The organism is Balneolaceae bacterium (genome assembly GCA_034521495.1).
Lineage (GTDB): Bacteria > Bacteroidota > Rhodothermia > Balneolales > Balneolaceae > Rhodohalobacter.
The window spans coordinates 180,849-198,100 of record JAXHMK010000022.1; the positions used below are offsets into that span (position 1 = coordinate 180,849).

The 17,252-nt window shown below is 41.3% G+C and carries 20 protein-coding genes; 12 read left to right on the forward strand and 8 right to left on the reverse strand.

Annotation, left to right across the window (positions count from 1 at the left end; all coding sequences use genetic code 11):
- Positions 1-8: 8 nt before the first annotated feature.
- Both U5K72_20205 and U5K72_20210 read right to left on the reverse strand, forming a co-directional pair.
- Entirely contained in the window at positions 9-830 is an 822-nt protein-coding gene (locus tag U5K72_20205; protein MDZ7721156.1) for a sulfotransferase family 2 domain-containing protein, read from the reverse strand.
- Positions 827-1,657, reverse strand: a complete 831-nt coding sequence (locus tag U5K72_20210; protein MDZ7721157.1) for a glycosyltransferase — start codon at positions 1,655-1,657, stop codon at positions 827-829. Before U5K72_20210 ends, U5K72_20205 begins: the two co-directional genes overlap by 4 nt.
- Positions 1,658-1,949: 292 nt before the next feature.
- Here U5K72_20210 and U5K72_20215 point away from each other — a divergent pair, with 292 nt between their 5' ends.
- The 6 genes from U5K72_20215 to murI all read left to right on the forward strand — a co-directional run bounded on the left by U5K72_20215 (position 1,950) and on the right by murI (position 8,004).
- Positions 1,950-2,810, forward strand: coding sequence for an ATP-grasp fold amidoligase family protein (locus tag U5K72_20215; protein MDZ7721158.1), 861 nt, complete (start codon positions 1,950-1,952; stop codon positions 2,808-2,810).
- Complete coding sequence (locus tag U5K72_20220) at positions 2,807-3,625, forward strand: hypothetical protein (protein MDZ7721159.1); 819 nt, start codon at positions 2,807-2,809, stop codon at positions 3,623-3,625. Before U5K72_20215 ends, U5K72_20220 begins: the two co-directional genes overlap by 4 nt.
- Positions 3,626-3,654: 29 nt before the next feature.
- Positions 3,655-4,596: a glycosyltransferase gene (locus tag U5K72_20225; protein ID MDZ7721160.1), complete on the forward strand. Its 942-nt coding sequence runs from the start codon at positions 3,655-3,657 to the stop codon at positions 4,594-4,596.
- A 137-nt stretch (positions 4,597-4,733) separates the two neighbouring features.
- Positions 4,734-6,212, forward strand: a complete 1,479-nt coding sequence (locus tag U5K72_20230) for an oligosaccharide flippase family protein (GenBank protein ID MDZ7721161.1) — start codon at positions 4,734-4,736, stop codon at positions 6,210-6,212.
- Positions 6,209-7,078 carry an NAD(P)H-quinone oxidoreductase gene (locus U5K72_20235; protein ID MDZ7721162.1) on the forward strand — a complete coding sequence of 290 codons (870 nt, stop codon included), beginning with the start codon at positions 6,209-6,211 and terminating at the stop codon, positions 7,076-7,078. The genes U5K72_20230 and U5K72_20235 overlap by 4 nt, the downstream gene beginning before the upstream one ends.
- A gap of 122 nt (positions 7,079-7,200) precedes the next feature.
- The gene (gene murI / locus U5K72_20240) at positions 7,201-8,004 is read left to right on the forward strand and encodes a glutamate racemase (GenBank protein MDZ7721163.1); all 804 of its coding nucleotides are present in this window, start codon (positions 7,201-7,203) and stop codon (positions 8,002-8,004) included.
- 156 nt (positions 8,005-8,160) lie between these two features.
- Here murI and U5K72_20245 read toward each other — a convergent pair whose 3' ends face one another.
- Entirely contained in the window at positions 8,161-8,754 is a 594-nt protein-coding gene (locus U5K72_20245) for a hypothetical protein (protein MDZ7721164.1), read from the reverse strand.
- Between the two features lie 28 nt (positions 8,755-8,782).
- Complete coding sequence (locus tag U5K72_20250) at positions 8,783-9,112, reverse strand: hypothetical protein (protein ID MDZ7721165.1); 330 nt, start codon at positions 9,110-9,112, stop codon at positions 8,783-8,785.
- Between the two features lie 108 nt (positions 9,113-9,220).
- On the opposite strand from U5K72_20250, the gene U5K72_20255 reads away from it, so the two are divergent.
- The 3 genes from U5K72_20255 (at position 9,221) to U5K72_20265 (ending at position 11,453) form a co-directional block, all read left to right on the forward strand.
- On the forward strand, positions 9,221-10,687 hold the full coding sequence (locus U5K72_20255) for a PAS domain S-box protein (protein MDZ7721166.1): 1,467 nt from the start codon (positions 9,221-9,223) through the stop codon (positions 10,685-10,687).
- Positions 10,688-10,813: 126 nt separating this feature from the next.
- Entirely contained in the window at positions 10,814-11,062 is a 249-nt protein-coding gene (locus U5K72_20260) for a CopG family transcriptional regulator (protein ID MDZ7721167.1), read from the forward strand.
- Positions 11,043-11,453: a PIN domain-containing protein gene (locus U5K72_20265; protein ID MDZ7721168.1), complete on the forward strand. Its 411-nt coding sequence runs from the start codon at positions 11,043-11,045 to the stop codon at positions 11,451-11,453. The genes U5K72_20260 and U5K72_20265 overlap by 20 nt, the downstream gene beginning before the upstream one ends.
- Positions 11,454-11,498: 45 nt before the next feature.
- Here U5K72_20265 and U5K72_20270 read toward each other — a convergent pair whose 3' ends face one another.
- The 3 genes from U5K72_20270 to U5K72_20280 form a co-directional block, all read right to left on the reverse strand.
- Entirely contained in the window at positions 11,499-11,663 is a 165-nt protein-coding gene (locus tag U5K72_20270) for a hypothetical protein (GenBank protein MDZ7721169.1), read from the reverse strand.
- 609 nt (positions 11,664-12,272) lie between these two features.
- Complete coding sequence (locus U5K72_20275; protein ID MDZ7721170.1) at positions 12,273-12,542, reverse strand: DUF6036 family nucleotidyltransferase; 270 nt, start codon at positions 12,540-12,542, stop codon at positions 12,273-12,275.
- On the reverse strand, positions 12,490-12,696 hold the full coding sequence (locus U5K72_20280; protein MDZ7721171.1) for a hypothetical protein: 207 nt from the start codon (positions 12,694-12,696) through the stop codon (positions 12,490-12,492). The genes U5K72_20275 and U5K72_20280 overlap by 53 nt, the downstream gene beginning before the upstream one ends.
- 138 nt (positions 12,697-12,834) lie before the next feature.
- Between U5K72_20280 and U5K72_20285 the strand changes: the two genes are divergently transcribed.
- Complete coding sequence (locus U5K72_20285; protein ID MDZ7721172.1) at positions 12,835-13,434, forward strand: hypothetical protein; 600 nt, start codon at positions 12,835-12,837, stop codon at positions 13,432-13,434.
- Positions 13,337-15,772 (forward strand): hypothetical protein, encoded by a 2,436-nt coding sequence (locus tag U5K72_20290; GenBank protein MDZ7721173.1) that lies wholly within the window; start codon positions 13,337-13,339, stop codon positions 15,770-15,772. Before U5K72_20285 ends, U5K72_20290 begins: the two co-directional genes overlap by 98 nt.
- Positions 15,773-15,960: 188 nt before the next feature.
- Here the strand turns inward: U5K72_20290 and U5K72_20295 are convergent, their stop codons facing one another.
- Entirely contained in the window at positions 15,961-16,344 is a 384-nt protein-coding gene (locus U5K72_20295; protein ID MDZ7721174.1) for a hypothetical protein, read from the reverse strand.
- A 376-nt stretch (positions 16,345-16,720) separates the two neighbouring features.
- On the opposite strand from U5K72_20295, the gene U5K72_20300 reads away from it, so the two are divergent.
- Positions 16,721-16,876: a hypothetical protein gene (locus U5K72_20300; protein MDZ7721175.1), complete on the forward strand. Its 156-nt coding sequence runs from the start codon at positions 16,721-16,723 to the stop codon at positions 16,874-16,876.
- Positions 16,877-17,252: the final 376 nt, after the last annotated feature.

The following is a 17,252-nucleotide window of genomic DNA, read 5'->3' on the forward strand; positions in this document are numbered from 1 at the left end:
AGTAATTCTTATTTCGTAGAGTGTTCAGTTCTATATCGTTTTAAAACGTCTTCACTTGAATAGAACTCGCTAAACAATTCGTAATCCTTTTTATAGAATTCAAGAAGGAACTGTAGCGAGGAATGACTTAAATCAGATAATTGAAATTTGGGTCCGCCTGATTTCCGGCTTTTCATTACGAGAGTGCTATCGTAACTATTCAGCATGTTTTGCAGGGAATTTAACTCTTCAAATGGGAAAGTCTTATCCGCGTATTCCAGTGTGCCTCCTAAAAGATTAGATTGCAGCTCGGTGTGGTGCCGGATACCGGGATTCATACGCCGGTATTCAACTAAGTTCAGTGCAAAAGTATCCAGGTCAGGTTCAGAAGAAAGCCCGATTCGATCGAGTTTATTTCTGCTTTTTTGAAGATCTCCCAGCTGTACAACTCTGTTTCCATAGCACGACAGAAACCGGTCAATGGGATCGCGAATGACTGTAAAACAGAATGCATTGTGTTTTTTTAATGCCTCAATACCAGTAAATGCGTCCCTTTGCTTATTATAAAAATCGTGCAAACTTTGATATCCATACTTTCGATAATTTGAGAGATCAAAAGATTCATGATACTCAAGGTAGTGCATGGCATGTTTTAAAGATGTACATGCATTTTTTGGTATAGGAATATAAATCAAATCAAGATTTTTCAGATAAATCTGGTGGACTTGATATCCGGATAAACCAAGTTTTCTTGCTGCCAATCTAAATATGTGGCGAATATTCAGATACAGACGAACTATTTGCTGTCGTATTCTTCTATGTAAGGAATGGATATTGCGTTTTCTGATCATAAAAGGTACTTATTGGCAACCCAGCGCTTCAGTTCTTTAAATAGTTTTTTTGGAGGAACCCAACCTAAAATATCAAAAAAAGACCTGATCTTTCCCTGGGCCAGCCGAATATTGTAGAGTTGATATCTCCGCTGATCCCGGTTCATTTTTGATTTGTGCTTTTGGTAGACCGAAAGATAACCGTGAAGCTGTGATTTAGAGTTCGAAATTCGCTCGGTTGATTTTCCCCGATGAATGGTTTGCAAAGGTTTTTGAATGACCTTAACAGGCCCAAATTTCTCACAAAGCCGAATCCACAAATCATAATCCTGGGCGGCCTTCAGGGATTCATCAAACCCGCCAATCTCCATCAATCTCACTTTTTTGGCGAGAACCTGATTACCTACGTAATTGGAATAAAGCAGATCATTCAAAGTAATCTTCTTTTTTTTGTGCCAGACGACAGAACGGTTTGACGAGACCATTTTATCATTTGATGTGATACATGCAAAGGAATCATCGTAGTTTTCTAACAGCAGGGTTATTCGTTCTGGATGCCACTCGTCGTCATCATCCAAACCGGCTACAAATTCTCCCTGTGCCCGTTCAATTCCCTGGTTTCGTGCCCTGCAGGCCCCAACGGATTCCTCATTTCGAATCAGAATGATGGAGTGTTCTTTTTGATATTCTGCAATCACGGCTGCAGTATCATCTGTTGAGCCATCATCCACCACGATTATTTCAATATTTTTATAGGTTTGATTGAGAACCGACTCAATAGCCCTCGGCAGTAGATCTGCCCGGTTTTTGGTAGTGATAATTGCAGAGACAAGTGGTTGGGAGTTCATGATTATTCAGTAAAAAAATTACTCTTATGAAGCCGTCCAAAAAGAATGACATTCTAAACTTGATACTCCAAAGGAGTCCTTGGGACAGAATCTCCAATCATTAATAAAGTTTGGAGATACCGGATCGTGATCCGGTAGAATAAAATTGAATTTATTTACTTAAAGTGCATTTTTTTGGACTTCCTCGAAGAGGCTGCGGACATTTGAAGGTTTTTAAACCAACATTCATAATGGATTATAATACTTCATTCTGTATCCATAGAATAATTACCTTTGGGATGGTATGAAAAAAATGGTCAAATATTTACTTAGAAAACTGTTTTGGGGATTTTTTCGCCACTTGCTGCCGGATGAACTCTACCTGAAGATTCGCTATTGGATAGAACTGGACGAGTGGCCGGACCTGAATCAACCCAGAAAATTCACTGAAAAGATTCAATATCTGAAATTGCATGAACAGTCCGGAGTTCGCAAAAAAGTGGCAAACCGAACCACTGCAAGAGAGTATGTCAAAGAAAAAGTTGGAAGGGACTATCTGATCCCTCTGATTGGAATTTACGATGAACTGACCCGCGAAATTTGGGATTCTCTGCCGAATCAATTTGTGCTCAAAGCCAATCATGGAAGCGCAATGTTAAAGATTGTGTTTGATAAAAGTCAGGAGGAATATCATGATCTGTATCATCAAACCGAAAAATGGAAAAAGTTCGATTATGCTGAGTTCGGTCGCGAAAGAGTATATGATGGCATTCCCCGAACCATTGTTGCTGAGAAGCTGCTGCTGGATAAAGATGGAAGTATTCCGCCGGACTATAAATTTTTCTGCTTTCATGGCCGTGTGGAGATTATCCAGGTAGATATCGACCGGTTCAACAATCAAAAAAGAAAATTAGTAGATCGGGATTTTACGGAGATCAAAGCAACTATTTTACATCCGAAATATAAAGAGGATTTAGAGTGTCCGGAAAATCTTGATGAAGCGATTGATCTGGCCGAGAAGTTGTCAGCTGATTTTAATTTTATCCGGGTGGACCTGTATCTGCTCGAGAATAAGATCTATGTTGGCGAGCTTACAAATTATCCGGGAAATGGATTCCAACCGTTCCAGCCCGAGTCGATGGAATACAAAGTAGGAGATTTGCTGCAATTATGAACCAGATACATATCGTAGGAGTGAGCCCCAGATCGGGTACAACATTGCTGGCTGAAGCGATGAAAACCTGTTTTAACATAGATTATTGCACTCCGCATGAAGATCGCCTGTTTACTCGTCCACCGTTCAGAACGGATGTATTCTTGACTAAACGCCCCAGGGATATAATGATAGCAGGGCCAAGCTTAAAGGTGGATCCGAATTTTTATGTGATCTGCCTGATCCGCGACCCTCGTGATATTATCTGCAGTAACCATCAAAAAGCCCCCGACCAATATTGGACCGGCCTGAAATTCTGGAAGATATATAGTAAAAAAGTAAAAGAGCTTGAAAAATTTTCCCGATTTACTGCCATTAAATATGAAGAGTTGGTATCTGACCCGGATCGAATCCAGGAACGATTAATGGAAAAAATTCCGATTCTGGAGAAAAAGATGAATTTTAGTGAATACCATCTGGCGGCGTCCGTTTCCGATTCTTCAAAAGAAGCGTTGAAAAGTGTTCGCCCTATCAAACCGACAAGCGTGGGAAAGTGGAAAGAGCATAAAGCACGGGTGGCGGGGCAGATTCAATTGCACGGATCAATCGCAGAAGATTTGATCCGGTTTGGTTACGAAGAGGATGAAGAATGGCTGAAAGAGCTTAGTGGTGTGGAGCCGGATCTTTCTGAAAGTTATCGCAGCGAGTTTGTTACATTGAAAGATCGAATCGGTTTCAGGGCCGGAAAATATGCCGAGGCCGCAAGACGAATAATCGAACGATTTCTTGGAACAAGAATACGGATTACACATCCCAAGAAGTGGTTTAAACCATAAAATTTTATGATGATTGACTAAATCCATTCATGCCAAAAAGACCTCAAATAACAATTGCAATTTGCACCTATAACCGTGCCGGCTACCTGAAAGACACGCTTGATGATCTTGCCACACAAAACGTGAGCCCCGGCAAGTTTGAAATACTCGTCGTAAACAACAACAGCAAAGATGGAACGGAAACAGTTTGTGAGATTTTTTCAAAAACGCAGCCGGAATACAATTTTAGATATGTATTGGAAAAACAGCAGGGGCTCTCGTTTGCCAGAAACCGTGCAGCAAGAGAAGCTGAAACCCCGGTATTGATTTACATTGATGACGATGTAAAACTCCCTCGTGATTTTGTAAAAACGGCAATTGATTATAGTAAGAAAAGGCCTTCAACGATGTGTGCCGGTGGCCGGATTCATGTAACATTCGACGGTGCAGATCCCGATTGGATTCCCGATGAACTGATGCCGATGTTTGGCCTACACGACCTGGGGGATGAGGATAAATTTTATCCGCCATCGAATTTTCCGAGAGGCGGGAATATGATGATTCGAAAATCTATTTTTGATGCATTCGGCTGGTTCGATACTCATTTGGGCCGAAAAGGTACTCAACTACTTGGAAGCGAGGAGAAGCACTACTTTGAAAAGTTGAGAAAGAACGGGGTTGAACTTCATTATTGGGCCGATCTTGAACTTACACACAGAATTGGCTCCAACCGGCTGGAAAAGGAATACCTGGAACAACAATCTGTAGGTATTGGCCGAAGTGAACGGATGAGAGTATCGGAAACAGAATTTGGAACGCTGAAAAAACTCGGAACTGAATTGGTAAAATTTTTGGGAAGTTTGTTATTGGCTGTTGGATATCTTGCAAAGGGAAAAACCAGGGCAGCGGGATTTATCATTCAGTTTCGGATTTGGGTATTAAAAGGATTTCTAACACCCGATCTTACGAAAATGAATCGGGATAGCAGTTAGAGCATCAGATCTTTTTTTCAAAAAGTGAAAAGTTGCAAAACCATCATCAAACAGCCTACCTTCAGGTTAATCCAATTACATAAATAGTGTCTCTTAGGACACGATGAGTTTTCTTACAAACACTAAAGAGCTGAATTTTGGGAATCATTGTTCGCCAGAGCATTTCTAATACTATAATTGCCTATGTGGGAATTGCCCTGGGGTTTGTACTTACAATCTTAATGTTTCCGCACATTCTTACTCCTGATCAGTACGGGCTGACCAGAGTCCTTATTTCAGCTTCGTTTATCAGCTCACAGTTTGCACATCTGGGCTTTCAAAACCTGGTGATTCGCTACTATCCGTTTTTTAAAAAAGCCGCTCCCAAACGCCATGGATTCCTGTTTTGGATTATCACGATTCCTGTTGCCGGGTTTATCCTTTTTACAATTATCTATCTGCTTGCCAGCGATACTATTATCCAATATTACAGAGAGCGTTCTCCCCTGTTTGTAGACTACTACCTTTGGGTGCTGCCTCTTACGTTATTTATCATCTATTTTGAGGTGCTCAACAACTATTTACGATCCCTTCGAGATTCCACAACAGGTTCGTTTGTAAACGAAATTCTGCAGCGTTTTATATCCATTCTAATACTTGCTGTTTACTTTTTTGAGTGGATCGGATTCCAGCAGTTCATAGCATTATTTATTTTCAGTTATCTTATTCAGCCATTAATTATCGGCATTCAAATTTGGCGGAAGAGAGAATTACAACTGACTCCTAATTTTTCAATCATACGAAAAAAACTGGTGAAGGGAATGGCCAGTTACAGCCTCTATTCCATGCTCGGTGGGCTCACAACGGTTTTTGTCTGGAATGTTGATATTATGATGCTCGGTTCTATGGCCGGTTTGGATGATACTGCCGTATATTCTATTGCATTCTACATTGTCTCAGTGATTACGGTTCCGCAGCAGTCAATTCATAAAATTGCGGCGCCTCTTATGTCCGATTTTATAAAAAAGAAGCAGTGGAAAGAGGTTGAATCCATTTACAAAAAATCTTCCCTGAATCAGCTTATTCCCGGTCTTCTCATTTTTGGTTTGATATGGATACATCTCGATAAACTATATATGCTTCTTCCCGAGGTATATGCCGCCGGTGTATGGGTGGTTTTTATTGTTGGAATCGGGAAACTTACAGCAATGATCAGTGGATTAAATGGAGTGATACTATCGAACTCAAAACACTATCGTGTCAGCTTTTATACCAATATTATCCTGGTAGCCATAACAATCATCGCCAATTACCTGCTGATTCCGACATATGGAATTGAGGGAGCGGCACTTGCTTCGGCGATGGCAATCATCATCTACAACGCCGTAAAGTATTTATATGTACTGCTAATAATGGGATTGCAACCGTTAAGTTCAAAAACTTTCTGGATACTGTTATTAGGAGCATCTACCATCTATATTACACATGTTTGGGTTGATTTTTCCTTCATTTGGCTGGATATAGCTATAAAATCGATCATTTTTCCCTTCACATTTATGGCGCCAATCCTTTACTTTAAGGTTTCTCCAGATATCAATAAACTTTTAGAATCGCTTCGGTCCTATTTAGCTCGATGAAAGCACTACTGATTGATAAGGATTCAGATCAGCCGGTGATGAAGGTTGGTGAATTTCCTGATCCCCATCCGGAACCCCATGAGATTCTCGTGAAGGTTGAAGCAACTGCACTCAACCGTGCTGATCTCCTCCAGAAAGCGGGAAACTACCCTGTTCCCGAAGGCGCTTCGCCAATACTTGGATTAGAGATGGCAGGTGTTGTAGAAGAGACCGGATCAGAAGTCACAGAATTTAAACAGGGAGATCGTGTATTCGGACTGCTACCCGGCGGCGGATACGCTGAGTATTGTACGATTCATCAGGATATGGCAATGACCATTCCGGATGAGCTTTCCTTTGAAGAAGCTGCTGGAATCCCTGAAGTTTTTTTGACCGCTTTCCAGGCAATTGATTGGCTGGGAGAATGTTCAAAAGAGGAAACGATTCTGATTCACGCCGGTGCCAGCGGAGTGGGAACGGCTGGTATACAACTGGCTAAGCATTTGTTTGATGCACGCGTCATCACAACGGCCGGAACGAGTCAAAAGAACGAACTGTGTGAAAGTTTGGGCTCTGATCTCTCCATCAACTATAAAGAAGAGGATTTTTCTGATGTGATTGAATCGGAGTTTGGAGAAAATTGTGTGGACTTGATTATCGATTTTGTGGGGTCGCCTTATTGGGAGATGAATATCAAAATTTTAGGGTTGGATGGGCGTTTAGTCTATCTGTCGATGTTAGGCGGAGCGAAAGTCGATCAGATGAATTTGGTGCCGATTTTGAGAAAACGATTGACGATCAAAGGCTCAACCCTTCGAAACAGAAGTGATGAGTATAAGATCAAACTCACAAAAGAGTTTAAACAAAATGCGCTCGATCTATTTTAAGGACGGAACAATCAAGCCGATTATTGACTCTGTGTTTGATTGGAGCGATGTTGAGGACGCTCATTTGAGAATGAAGAATAACCTTAACGCGGGAAAAATTATTTTAACGGGAATGTAAATTCATGAATTACAGTAAGGAAGCACCGATCGGGATTTTTGATTCCGGTCTTGGTGGGTTGACAGTTGCGAAAGCGGTATCCGAGGCTCTCCCCAATGAGGATATCATTTATTACGGAGATACAGCACGGGTACCGTACGGCATCAAATCACAACAAACCATTCGAAATTATTCGGTTGAGATCAGCCGGTTTCTGCAGGCGAAAGGGGTAAAGATGATTATTATCGCATGTAACACAGCCTCAGCTGCAGCCTACCACGGAGTTTGTGAAGCAGTTGGCGATATCCCCGTGCTGAATGTAATTGACGCCGGAACCATCTCGGCTATTCGATCCGAAAAGAAGCATATTGGAGTGATTGGCACGCTGGGAACCGTTGGATCGGGAGCGTATGAACTTTCACTGAAAAGAGCGAATGAGGAGCTGATCGTAAAATCACAGGCTTGCCCATTGCTGGTGCCATTGGCAGAAGAGGGATGGACCGATAACTCAATCGCAAAACAGACGATTGAGATCTATCTCCAGCCATTTCGAAACAATGGAGTGGAGGCACTTATTTTGGGTTGTACCCACTATCCGCTATTCAAAGAATCGATCCTGGAATATTTTGCCGGCAAACCGATTGAGATTATCGATTCGGCAGAGGCCGTCGCCGAAATGGCAAAGAACAAACTCTCGGAACTAAATATTTTAAATTCGTCGGAGAAAAAGGGTGAGTTGACATGCTATGTAAGTGATCGCCCTCAACGGTTCCGGGAACTGGCAGAACGGTTTATTGGGCGGGAGATTGATATCAAGACAGCGGATTGATTGAATATTCGCATAAATTATAACATGATAGCGCCCCGAAGCCGGGGTGCTCTACATCACGGGCACGAGCGGGTCTACTACGCCAAAGGCTTCGTTGACCGAGGACGCTCGCGCCCATCTGATCGCACAAGTTACAAACTTGCGCGAGTACCAAAATTAATCCTTCGCCTTTTTCTTTTTTGAACTGATGATATAGTTCACAAACAGGAACTCAATCGCGGCGGATTCATAGCCATTCCAGCTTTCGATCATCGATTCAAATTCCTCTTGGCTTGTATTTGAGGGATCGCCCCCGTAGCTCATGATAATCCATTTTCGCAGTCCCTTTTCTTCTCCTTTCGTCATATTACTGGGAAAAACGGCATCCGTTCGTTCACGGAAGAGCATCAGGTCCTGTCCCGTAGTGGGTCCAATACCCCTGATTTCGGAGATTTTGTCGTAGAATTCTTGCGGTTCAGCTTCTTTGTCCAGGTATTCAAGATCAACCTCTCCGGCCAGAATATCCTGTGCCAGTCCCACCAAATATTCTCCCTTTTTCAGCGTAGGTCCGAGTTTTCGTATTTGAGCGGGATTAGCCTTTGCCAATTGAAACGGACGTGGCCAGGCCGGAATATTTTTTCCTTCATGAACCAGATGCGTTCCATAAGCGTCGCGGACTTTAAACACCATCTTTTTAGCAGTGGGTTTATGCGAAAGCCTCATCTGCACAATACGGTTGATGATATCTTCCAGCAAATTGCCGCGAGCCATCCGTTTCAACCCATAAAATTCATTTAGCTTAGGTTCCGAGCACGGGATCTTCTGAAGCCTGATCATACAATGGCCGCAGATCAATATTGGTGCCAAGAATTCGGGCTAAAACGTGATTGGCCTGTTTAATTTCGTCTTTCGAGAGACTCTCAGTTGTTTCAACATTGAATTCAGGATTTTCAGGATCTCCGTTAAAGAATACCGATGCGATGATATCCCTGTCATCCAATGAAAGTGGCCGGGTAAAACCCTTCTCAAAAATTTTCTCGGGGTCATGTTCGTGATCGAAATATGGATCAATATCGAGGCAGATAAACCAGTCGTGGGGCGGTATCGATGGCAATGACCAAATGGACATAAAGAAACGATTAACAAAGTAAGATTAAAGTTTTGTTTCTATAGATTTTGTAATACATCTTTGATGCGAAAATTAGTGATGATTTGAACCTTGATAAATATATCTAATATGAATGAATATCTAAGATCTATTATTAACGCTTTTCAGGATTTAATTTTCATTTTTGATGAGGATGGTACCATAATCGAGTATTTGCCACCAAACCAAAGAAGTGAATTGATTGCGCCACGCGAAGCCTATGTAAATAAAAAATATCAGGATGTACTCCCATCAAGTATCATTAAAGAACTGAGTCTTGCATTTGAGAAAATCCGGAATGGAGTACCAAGTGTTGAATTTGAATACTCAATTGTTAACAAAGACGAAATATATTGGTATTCGGCAGTTATCTCGAGTATGATTGAGGGTAATAATTCCCGCTTCCTCTGTGTGGTTCGAAACATTACAAAAAGAGTACGATCTGAAAAAGCGTGTAAAGAGAGTGAAAAAAAATATCGACAGATTTTGGAGAACGCTCTTGATATTTTCTATCAACTTGATAAAGAGGGAATTATACGTGAGATAAGTCCCGCTGTAGAACGCTATTTAGGTTATAAACCGGAAGATGTGATTGGCAAGCCCGCAGTGATTTTTCATCAAAATGAGGAGGTATGGTTTCAAGGTTTGGAAATGTTGAAAAAAGAAGGCGAAGTCATTGATTTTGAAGTTCAGCTTCAAACCAAATCGGATAATTTGATTTATGGCTCAATAAATGCTCATACAATGTATGATGATGCTGGCAACATTAAGGGCATACAAGGTTTTATCAGGGAAATTACCAAGCGGAAAAAAGCTGAGGAAGAGTTGATGAAATCTAACGAGGAACTTCAAAAACTCAACAGGCAAAAAGACAAACTCTTTTCAGTGATTGCACATGATCTGAAGAATACTGTAACAGGACCTTTGGGCTTGTATGAACTTATTTTCAATGATTACGAATCGCTTTCAAAAGAAGAGTTACTCGAATACTTGCAAATGCTCCGCAAAAGTACAATCAATCAGTCCGATCTTTTGAATGATCTTCTGATGTGGTCCAGGAATCAGTTTAAGGATAATAAAGTAAATCCGGAAAAAGTGCACCTTGCAGAAATTGCAAATACCGTTTTAGAGCATATGGAAACCTCAGCAACCGATAAAAACATAAATATTGAAAACCACATTGGGGATGATATTTTTATTTATGTAGATCCAGATATGTTAAAAACAATTCTGAGAAATCTTGTAAATAATGCAATTAAATTTTCACATACCGGTGGATCTGTCCAGATTAATGCCCAAGAAAAGGAAGACAAGGTGAGCGTTTCGGTATCAGATAACGGAGTTGGAATGAGTGACGAGGCCGTTGAAAAAATCTTCAACAAAGACGTTCATTATACAACTCCCGGAACAAAGGGCGAAAAAGGATCAGGACTTGGCTTGGATCTCTGTGTAGATTTTGTTGAGAAACATAATGGATCAATTCATGCAAATAGCCAACCGGGTGAAGGGACGACTATTACATTTACTTTACCACAAAAACAATTTGATAAACAGTAAATTTACCGAATATCCGTACCCCTTTTTTCAAGAGTGCCTGTTGTAAAACCCATAATAAATTCAATATTTGCAAACGAAATATAATTGTATTACATTATGTAACACACATGAATAAATACAAAAGCTATGCGTTCCGTTCGATTATCAGAAGATATTGAAAAGGAGTTAAAGTCTCTCTCAGATCAAAAGAAAGTATCCCGCTCCAATATTATCAAAGAGGCGTTGGTAGAGTATATCTCAAAAGAGAAAGAATACAACCGGCCTTTTGAAACCGGTAAAGAGTACTTCGGCAAGCGGGGAAGTGGGGAGAAAGACAGGTCTGTCACCTATAAATCAAGAATAAAAGAGAAAATCCGTGAAAAACAGCCTGATTGACGCTGGTCCCGTGATTGCCCTGTTTGATAACAGCGATCAATATCACTTAAAAGTGTTGAATTTTCTGAGAGAGTACGAGGGTCGACTCATCTCTACATGGCCGGTACTTACCGAAGTCTGTTATATGTTGGATTTTAGTACCAAAACCCAACTCGATTTTTTGGATTGGGTTCGAGACGGCGGCATTGAAATTCATAATTTAGAGCAATGGCAGATTGGCGGAATTCGGGAGAAGATGGATACCTATGCCGATCTCCCGGCCGACTTTGCTGACACCAGCCTGATGGAAGTCGCAGAATCAAGAGATATTGAAAACATCATTACGATTGACAGAGATTTTAGTATCTATCGCTTATCGGGAAATAAAACATTTACGAATCTTCTGAGATAAAATTACTGAGTCATTAAGATATACGCGTGAAATGTAATTTTTAAATCAATCGAGTTTGTCGAGATCTTGCTGATCAGAGTTTCTGCCGGTAGCTTTCTTATTTTTTTGGAATTCCGCCTTTCCTATAAAATAAACCATTTGATCGCCATAGGGTCCCTCTACTTTATGATTCCACGCTTCCTGGAACGTAACACCTGAAATTGAAGTCAAGAAATCAACGCGGTAGGGACAGAAGTTACCCTGAAATTTTTACTTATTAATCCATAAACTAAATAATATCAACAAATTGTAGAGTCTTATAAGTGGAAACTGGGAAAATGAAAACGAATGTACCTTGATACAACATAAACATACCTACAGCATTTCTTCCCTATTACTTTTGTACCGGCAAAAGTAATCAAAACCTCTCGGCTGTGAAGAATCTGTGGCGGCTGATTGTTCAGCGCGGCACCCTTCGAATGGTCCATCTCGGTTGTAAGTAGAATCAAGTGTATCACCGGTACCGAAGGCTGCCACAGCGCTTCACAATCCAGCCTGTTCCCACAGATTCTTCAAGGCCGAATATATTGACTACCTATCATCGATCAATCAAGGGTTGCGGGAATAGTGGGAAAGCCTTTGGAAACGGTAAAAAAAGAAGTGAAAGCAAATCACAGTTTAAAACTATAAACCGTGAAAATCTCTATTCTCGATGCGTTCTTCGTCCCTTTTTTCGCATTAAAAAAGGGACTACCACAAAACGTGATATATTTCGGATGAACAATGACAAGCAGAGCACTTGGGATTAGGTTCTGTAAGGTGGAGTAAAAATGGGGTAACTCATCGGTAGGGAGGGTTACCAATTTGGATTACTTGATCCGGTTCCAGAAAATCATTTACAGATAACTGTAGAGAAGAAAAACCAAACTCATCAAGCGTTTGAACAATCTTCTGAGCATTTTGAGGATCTCTTTTTATGAATAAATCTAAATCCTTTGTAAATCTTGGTTCAACATGTATTGCAAATGCATAACCTCCGACTACCAGATAGGAGACTTCATTTTTGTTTAACAGTTCGAATAATTCTTCGAAGTCTTTGTTTATCTTCATGATGATTTGGATAAAGTCCTAATTTAATGGCATCCTGCCGTAAAGATTCAAGAATTTCAATTTTGTGTTCAAATGATTGATTATCCCAGTACTGTTTATCGTCAATCTCTTGTTGATTATCATTTAGATGATATTTTTTTAGAACCTTATCCATGAAGAGCTAATTTGTTTATTGAATTTGGATATTACAATATACGTTTTTTGCTGATTATCTGATAAATTCGTCAAATATCGGTTTTAGTTTATAAAGCTTGAAAAAATTAGAATCTATTTCTAAACATTATTTTTAAAGATGAAAAAAACTCTTCAAATAGTACTGTTTATCTTCTTTTTTTCATCTGACCTTTTTGCCCAAGGCTTTAACATTTTCAACAGCCGAAATCACCCTCACCTGGATTGGCAGGTTGTTGAAACGGAGCACTTTAAAATCATCTATCCCGATCGAATATCGGGGATTGAAACACTTGCCGGAACGATTGCAGAAGAATCCTACGATGCACTTTCCAAAAATATGGGCGTAACCTTTACAGAGAAGGTTCGCCTTTATCTTTCGGATGAAGACGAAATTGAAAACGGATTTGCTAATCCTATCGGCCGGGGATACTCCATGATGTGGGTGAATGTGAATGGATTCAGAGCGGGTAGAAACGGAAGTGTAAAATGGTTGAGGCATGTGATTTCTCACGAGCTCGGCCATATTTTTCATTATAAAGCAGTATGGTCCGGTATGGGAATGCTGCAATACATCATTGCAACCCCTATCGAGCGGCATTGGACGGAAGGCCTGGCACAGTATGAAACAGAAGAGTGGAATTCGCAGCGGGGCGACCGCTGGCTGCGGAAAGGCGATTTTCGACAGCCGCCCGAATTTTCGGGATGGAAATTCAATTGAAAATGGCGCGTTGATGTATGCCGTTGGAAATTCGCAACTGCGCTACTTCACGGAAAAATATGGCGACAGCACCTTGGTTGATATGCTCTCCTGGCGGGATAAAAAACTGGGACTACTTGAATATCACGATTTTGAAGAGTCGTTTGATGAATATGTAGACGGTGGTTACGATGCGTTTTACGAGGATTGGCGTAAACACATGAATATCTATTACAACACGCTCGCCTCAGGTATGGAAAGAATCGATTCGTTGGACACAGATTCGTTTGAATTACCGGGCCAGTTCTATCTGGATATGAGTGTTAGTCCTGATGATAGCCTGATCGCAGTTCAATCCCTTCAATCACTGGCCAGGCCGGTCCGATCGCTTTATATCGTAAAGAACGATTCAACAAAAGAGAGTCGGAAAGTAGCTGAGGGAAATATAAACTACGATATGAGATGGAGTCGTGATGGCAGCTCACTTTATTATTCTCGCCTCTCAAGGGGAGAGTATTCATCTTTGTATAATGATGTGTATCGGTTAAATATCGAAAGCGGTGAGGAAGAGCGGATCACCAAAAGCCGAAAAGCAGCCTTTCCCGCTCCGGGGCGGACCGGGGAGGAGATTGCCTACATTGTAAATGAGGAGGGCACCGGGAATCTATTTGTCAGAGACCTGACGACGGGCAAGGAGGCACGAATCACAAATTACCAGGCCGATATTCAACTCAGTTGGCCAACCTGGTTAGCAGACAAAAACCGCTGGCTTCTCTATAAGTTTGATGAGGATCTGAATCGTCAATTTATTTTGTTGAATCCTGAAAATGGAGAGGAAACCGTTCTTTTGGATGATGGAAAGGGCGATAATCACCGACCGATTGTAAGCCCAGACCATCAACAGTTTGCCTACAGTTCATTGGAAGATGAGGTGCCGAATGTTTTTGTGTATGATTTTGAATCCGATTCATCCCGGCGCGTTACGAACCTCTTTACGGGCGGAGACCTGTACGGCTGGATTTCAGAAACCGATTCAGTGGATCACGAGCGCATCTTGATTGAGGCGAGCGAAACCAAGCGTCGCGATCATGCCTACTGGATTGATGTGAATCGAGAACCGGCATCGCAACCGGTTGAAGTTCCCGAAGCCTATTCAAGCTGGCGGTTAAAAACTCCCCCTAATGTCATTCCGTTTGATATAGAGGAAGATCCGTCTGTGGTAGTAAATCAGTATGAGTACCGGCCGTTTCGTAACATCACGCATGCAGCGACAATTGCCCTTCCATATTATGCCGGGCCGGATCACTGGGGAATTGGCGGAACCACGAATTGGCTCGAACCGATTGGAAAGCATCTGTTTACGGCTTTTGGATCGCTTTCATTTCCTAATACTCAGGAAAATTCGTACGGTGCCATCAATTACCAGAACAACCAGCTTTACCCGAGTCTTACATTTTCGGCGTATAATCTTCCTGCAAATTCGCGCTTTTACGGCAGCCGCTATCTTGTAGAAAAACTAATTGGAGGAGAGGTCTCCGCAACTTGGCCGATCGATTATTTCAGTAAGTCGTATCAATCTTCATCTTTTACTGCTCGATTTCGTCATGTTCTTGTCAATCCGATCGATCGAGAGAAATTCGAAAACGGACCTCTGCTTCCAACGCCTGTAAAAGGACGCCAAACTGATCTGAAAATTGAATGGTCACTTCAAAAACAGAAACCGTGGAGAAATAATACCATTCATCCATTGGATGGATATGGAATAAAAATGAGCCTGCTTGGGGCTGACAAAATATTGGGCTCGGATGTTCGCTATCTCGAAGCGGATCTCAATACGTACGCAACGCTGCCTTCCATCGGAACTCAACGACTTTATCTCCAGGCACGATATCAACAGCAATGGGGAACCCCGTTTCCGCAAAATGATATTGGGTTGAGCCGGTACGACAACATCACCATTTCGCTGCCAGACCAGGTATTCGTTCAGTTTTTTAACGATTCGGAACGGGTTCGCGGTTATCGCAAATATGTGGCAGGAAATCGAGTGCTGTTTGGGAGTGCTGAATACCGAATGCCGTTTATTCCATCCCTTCAAACCGAAATACTTGGGTTGATTCGGTTGGGAGCCACATCACTGACTCTGTTCACAGATGGCGCCATTGTTGGCGATACCATTCAAGAAGATGGATCAACCAAGACCATTGATCGATGGGGAGCTGGTGCAGAGATTAAAAATGAGTTGCAAATTTTCGGGTTGAGCTTTGCACATTCTGTCGGTGTTGCACAACCGGTACATAATCTGTTTGAGGATGATTTTGTTGATCTATATTACCGGGTAAAAGCAGTGGTTCCGTTTTAGTCAGGTATGAGTACTGAGATATGAGATCCATAGAGCGATTTTCTCGTTGTGAGATAGCGCGAGCGTCTCGCTCGTGCTCTGAAAATAGTCAAAAGCGAGATGACTTCGCCTCATGCATCTGAGATCAGATAGTACCAATCGCCAGCCGAGAATCAATCTCATATCTCACATCTCAAATCTCAACTCTGTCATTCATCAAGCTTATCCAACTTGTATTCAGAAAGTGCTACCCGGGCAGAACTGATTGATTGTTCTGCCTGATCCCTATGCTTTCGTTTTATTTTCAATTCACAACGCCCTTGTTCAGATTCGGGTAGCTGTTCAAACGTTCGCATGGAACTTCCCTCGATTTTAACCGATGCCCCCCAAAGTCCTTTTTTGTAAGTAAGTGATTCAATTTCATCAAATGGAATATCGATCTCTTTCAAATCCGATTTGATAAATCCACCAAAGGCATCTTTGATCTCAAATTCAAGAACAAGTTTATTCTTTTTGATATGAATCAACCCCTGAGCTTCAGCAAAGCCGTGATTGACATTAGAGATATGAAATGGGATCGGCTTTTTCTGCAAAATTTTAGAAACTGAAGTTAATATTGAGAGACAAAATAATTTTTTTTAAAGAAAAGTGAGAAAATTTTGTAAGGTTTTCCGCATTTATGGTTCATACTACTGAGAACACGAACACAAAGAGAAAATTGAGAAGTGATTGAGCACACTTCTCAAGTCCTTCCGGGAGTTGTGGTGGATAACCGCAACTCCTGATTTTTTCGTTGAGTCATTTCTTCATTTATAGTATGTTAATGTCAGATTTAACGATGTGTACCTGACTTTTTTGGGGGCTAAAACTGATTGATTTTTCTTTGATTTGGGTGTAGGCCCGGATTGATCAGTTTTTTTGCAAAACGCGTATAGAATCTTTTCATCAGTAACAACTTACAGATCTGTTTTGAATCGAGGCGCTACTTTTCGAAGAATATTACTTTTCATTTCGGTCATGCTGCTTGTTGGAGCAAACGCTGCCGCTCAGCAAACTGTATTAGAGGATGATTTTGAAGACGAAGACCTTACCCAAAATCCGGCATGGACCGGGGATGTTGGATGATTTTACTTACAGATGAAGATAATGGGAATAATCTTCTAAGATTGAATTTGTCAGACGAAGGTACTACTCCATCTACGTACACAAATCAGACCACCATCATAGCGGCGCTTGGGAATTGTTTGTTGATCTGAAGTATCCAACCATCAGGATCTTTCAACCGTGTTTACGTGAAATTTTCTTGATCGCAGATCAGACGGACTGAATATTCTGATGACGAGATGTAAATGGTTACGCGATAAGATATGGAGAAGGTGGATCAGACGACCGTTTCAGACTTCTGAGATATACAAACGGAAGTGATGTTACAGAAATTTTGGCAGGAACATCAGACATATCATTGGATGGACCAGGATATCAGGTCAGAGTAACCAGAGAG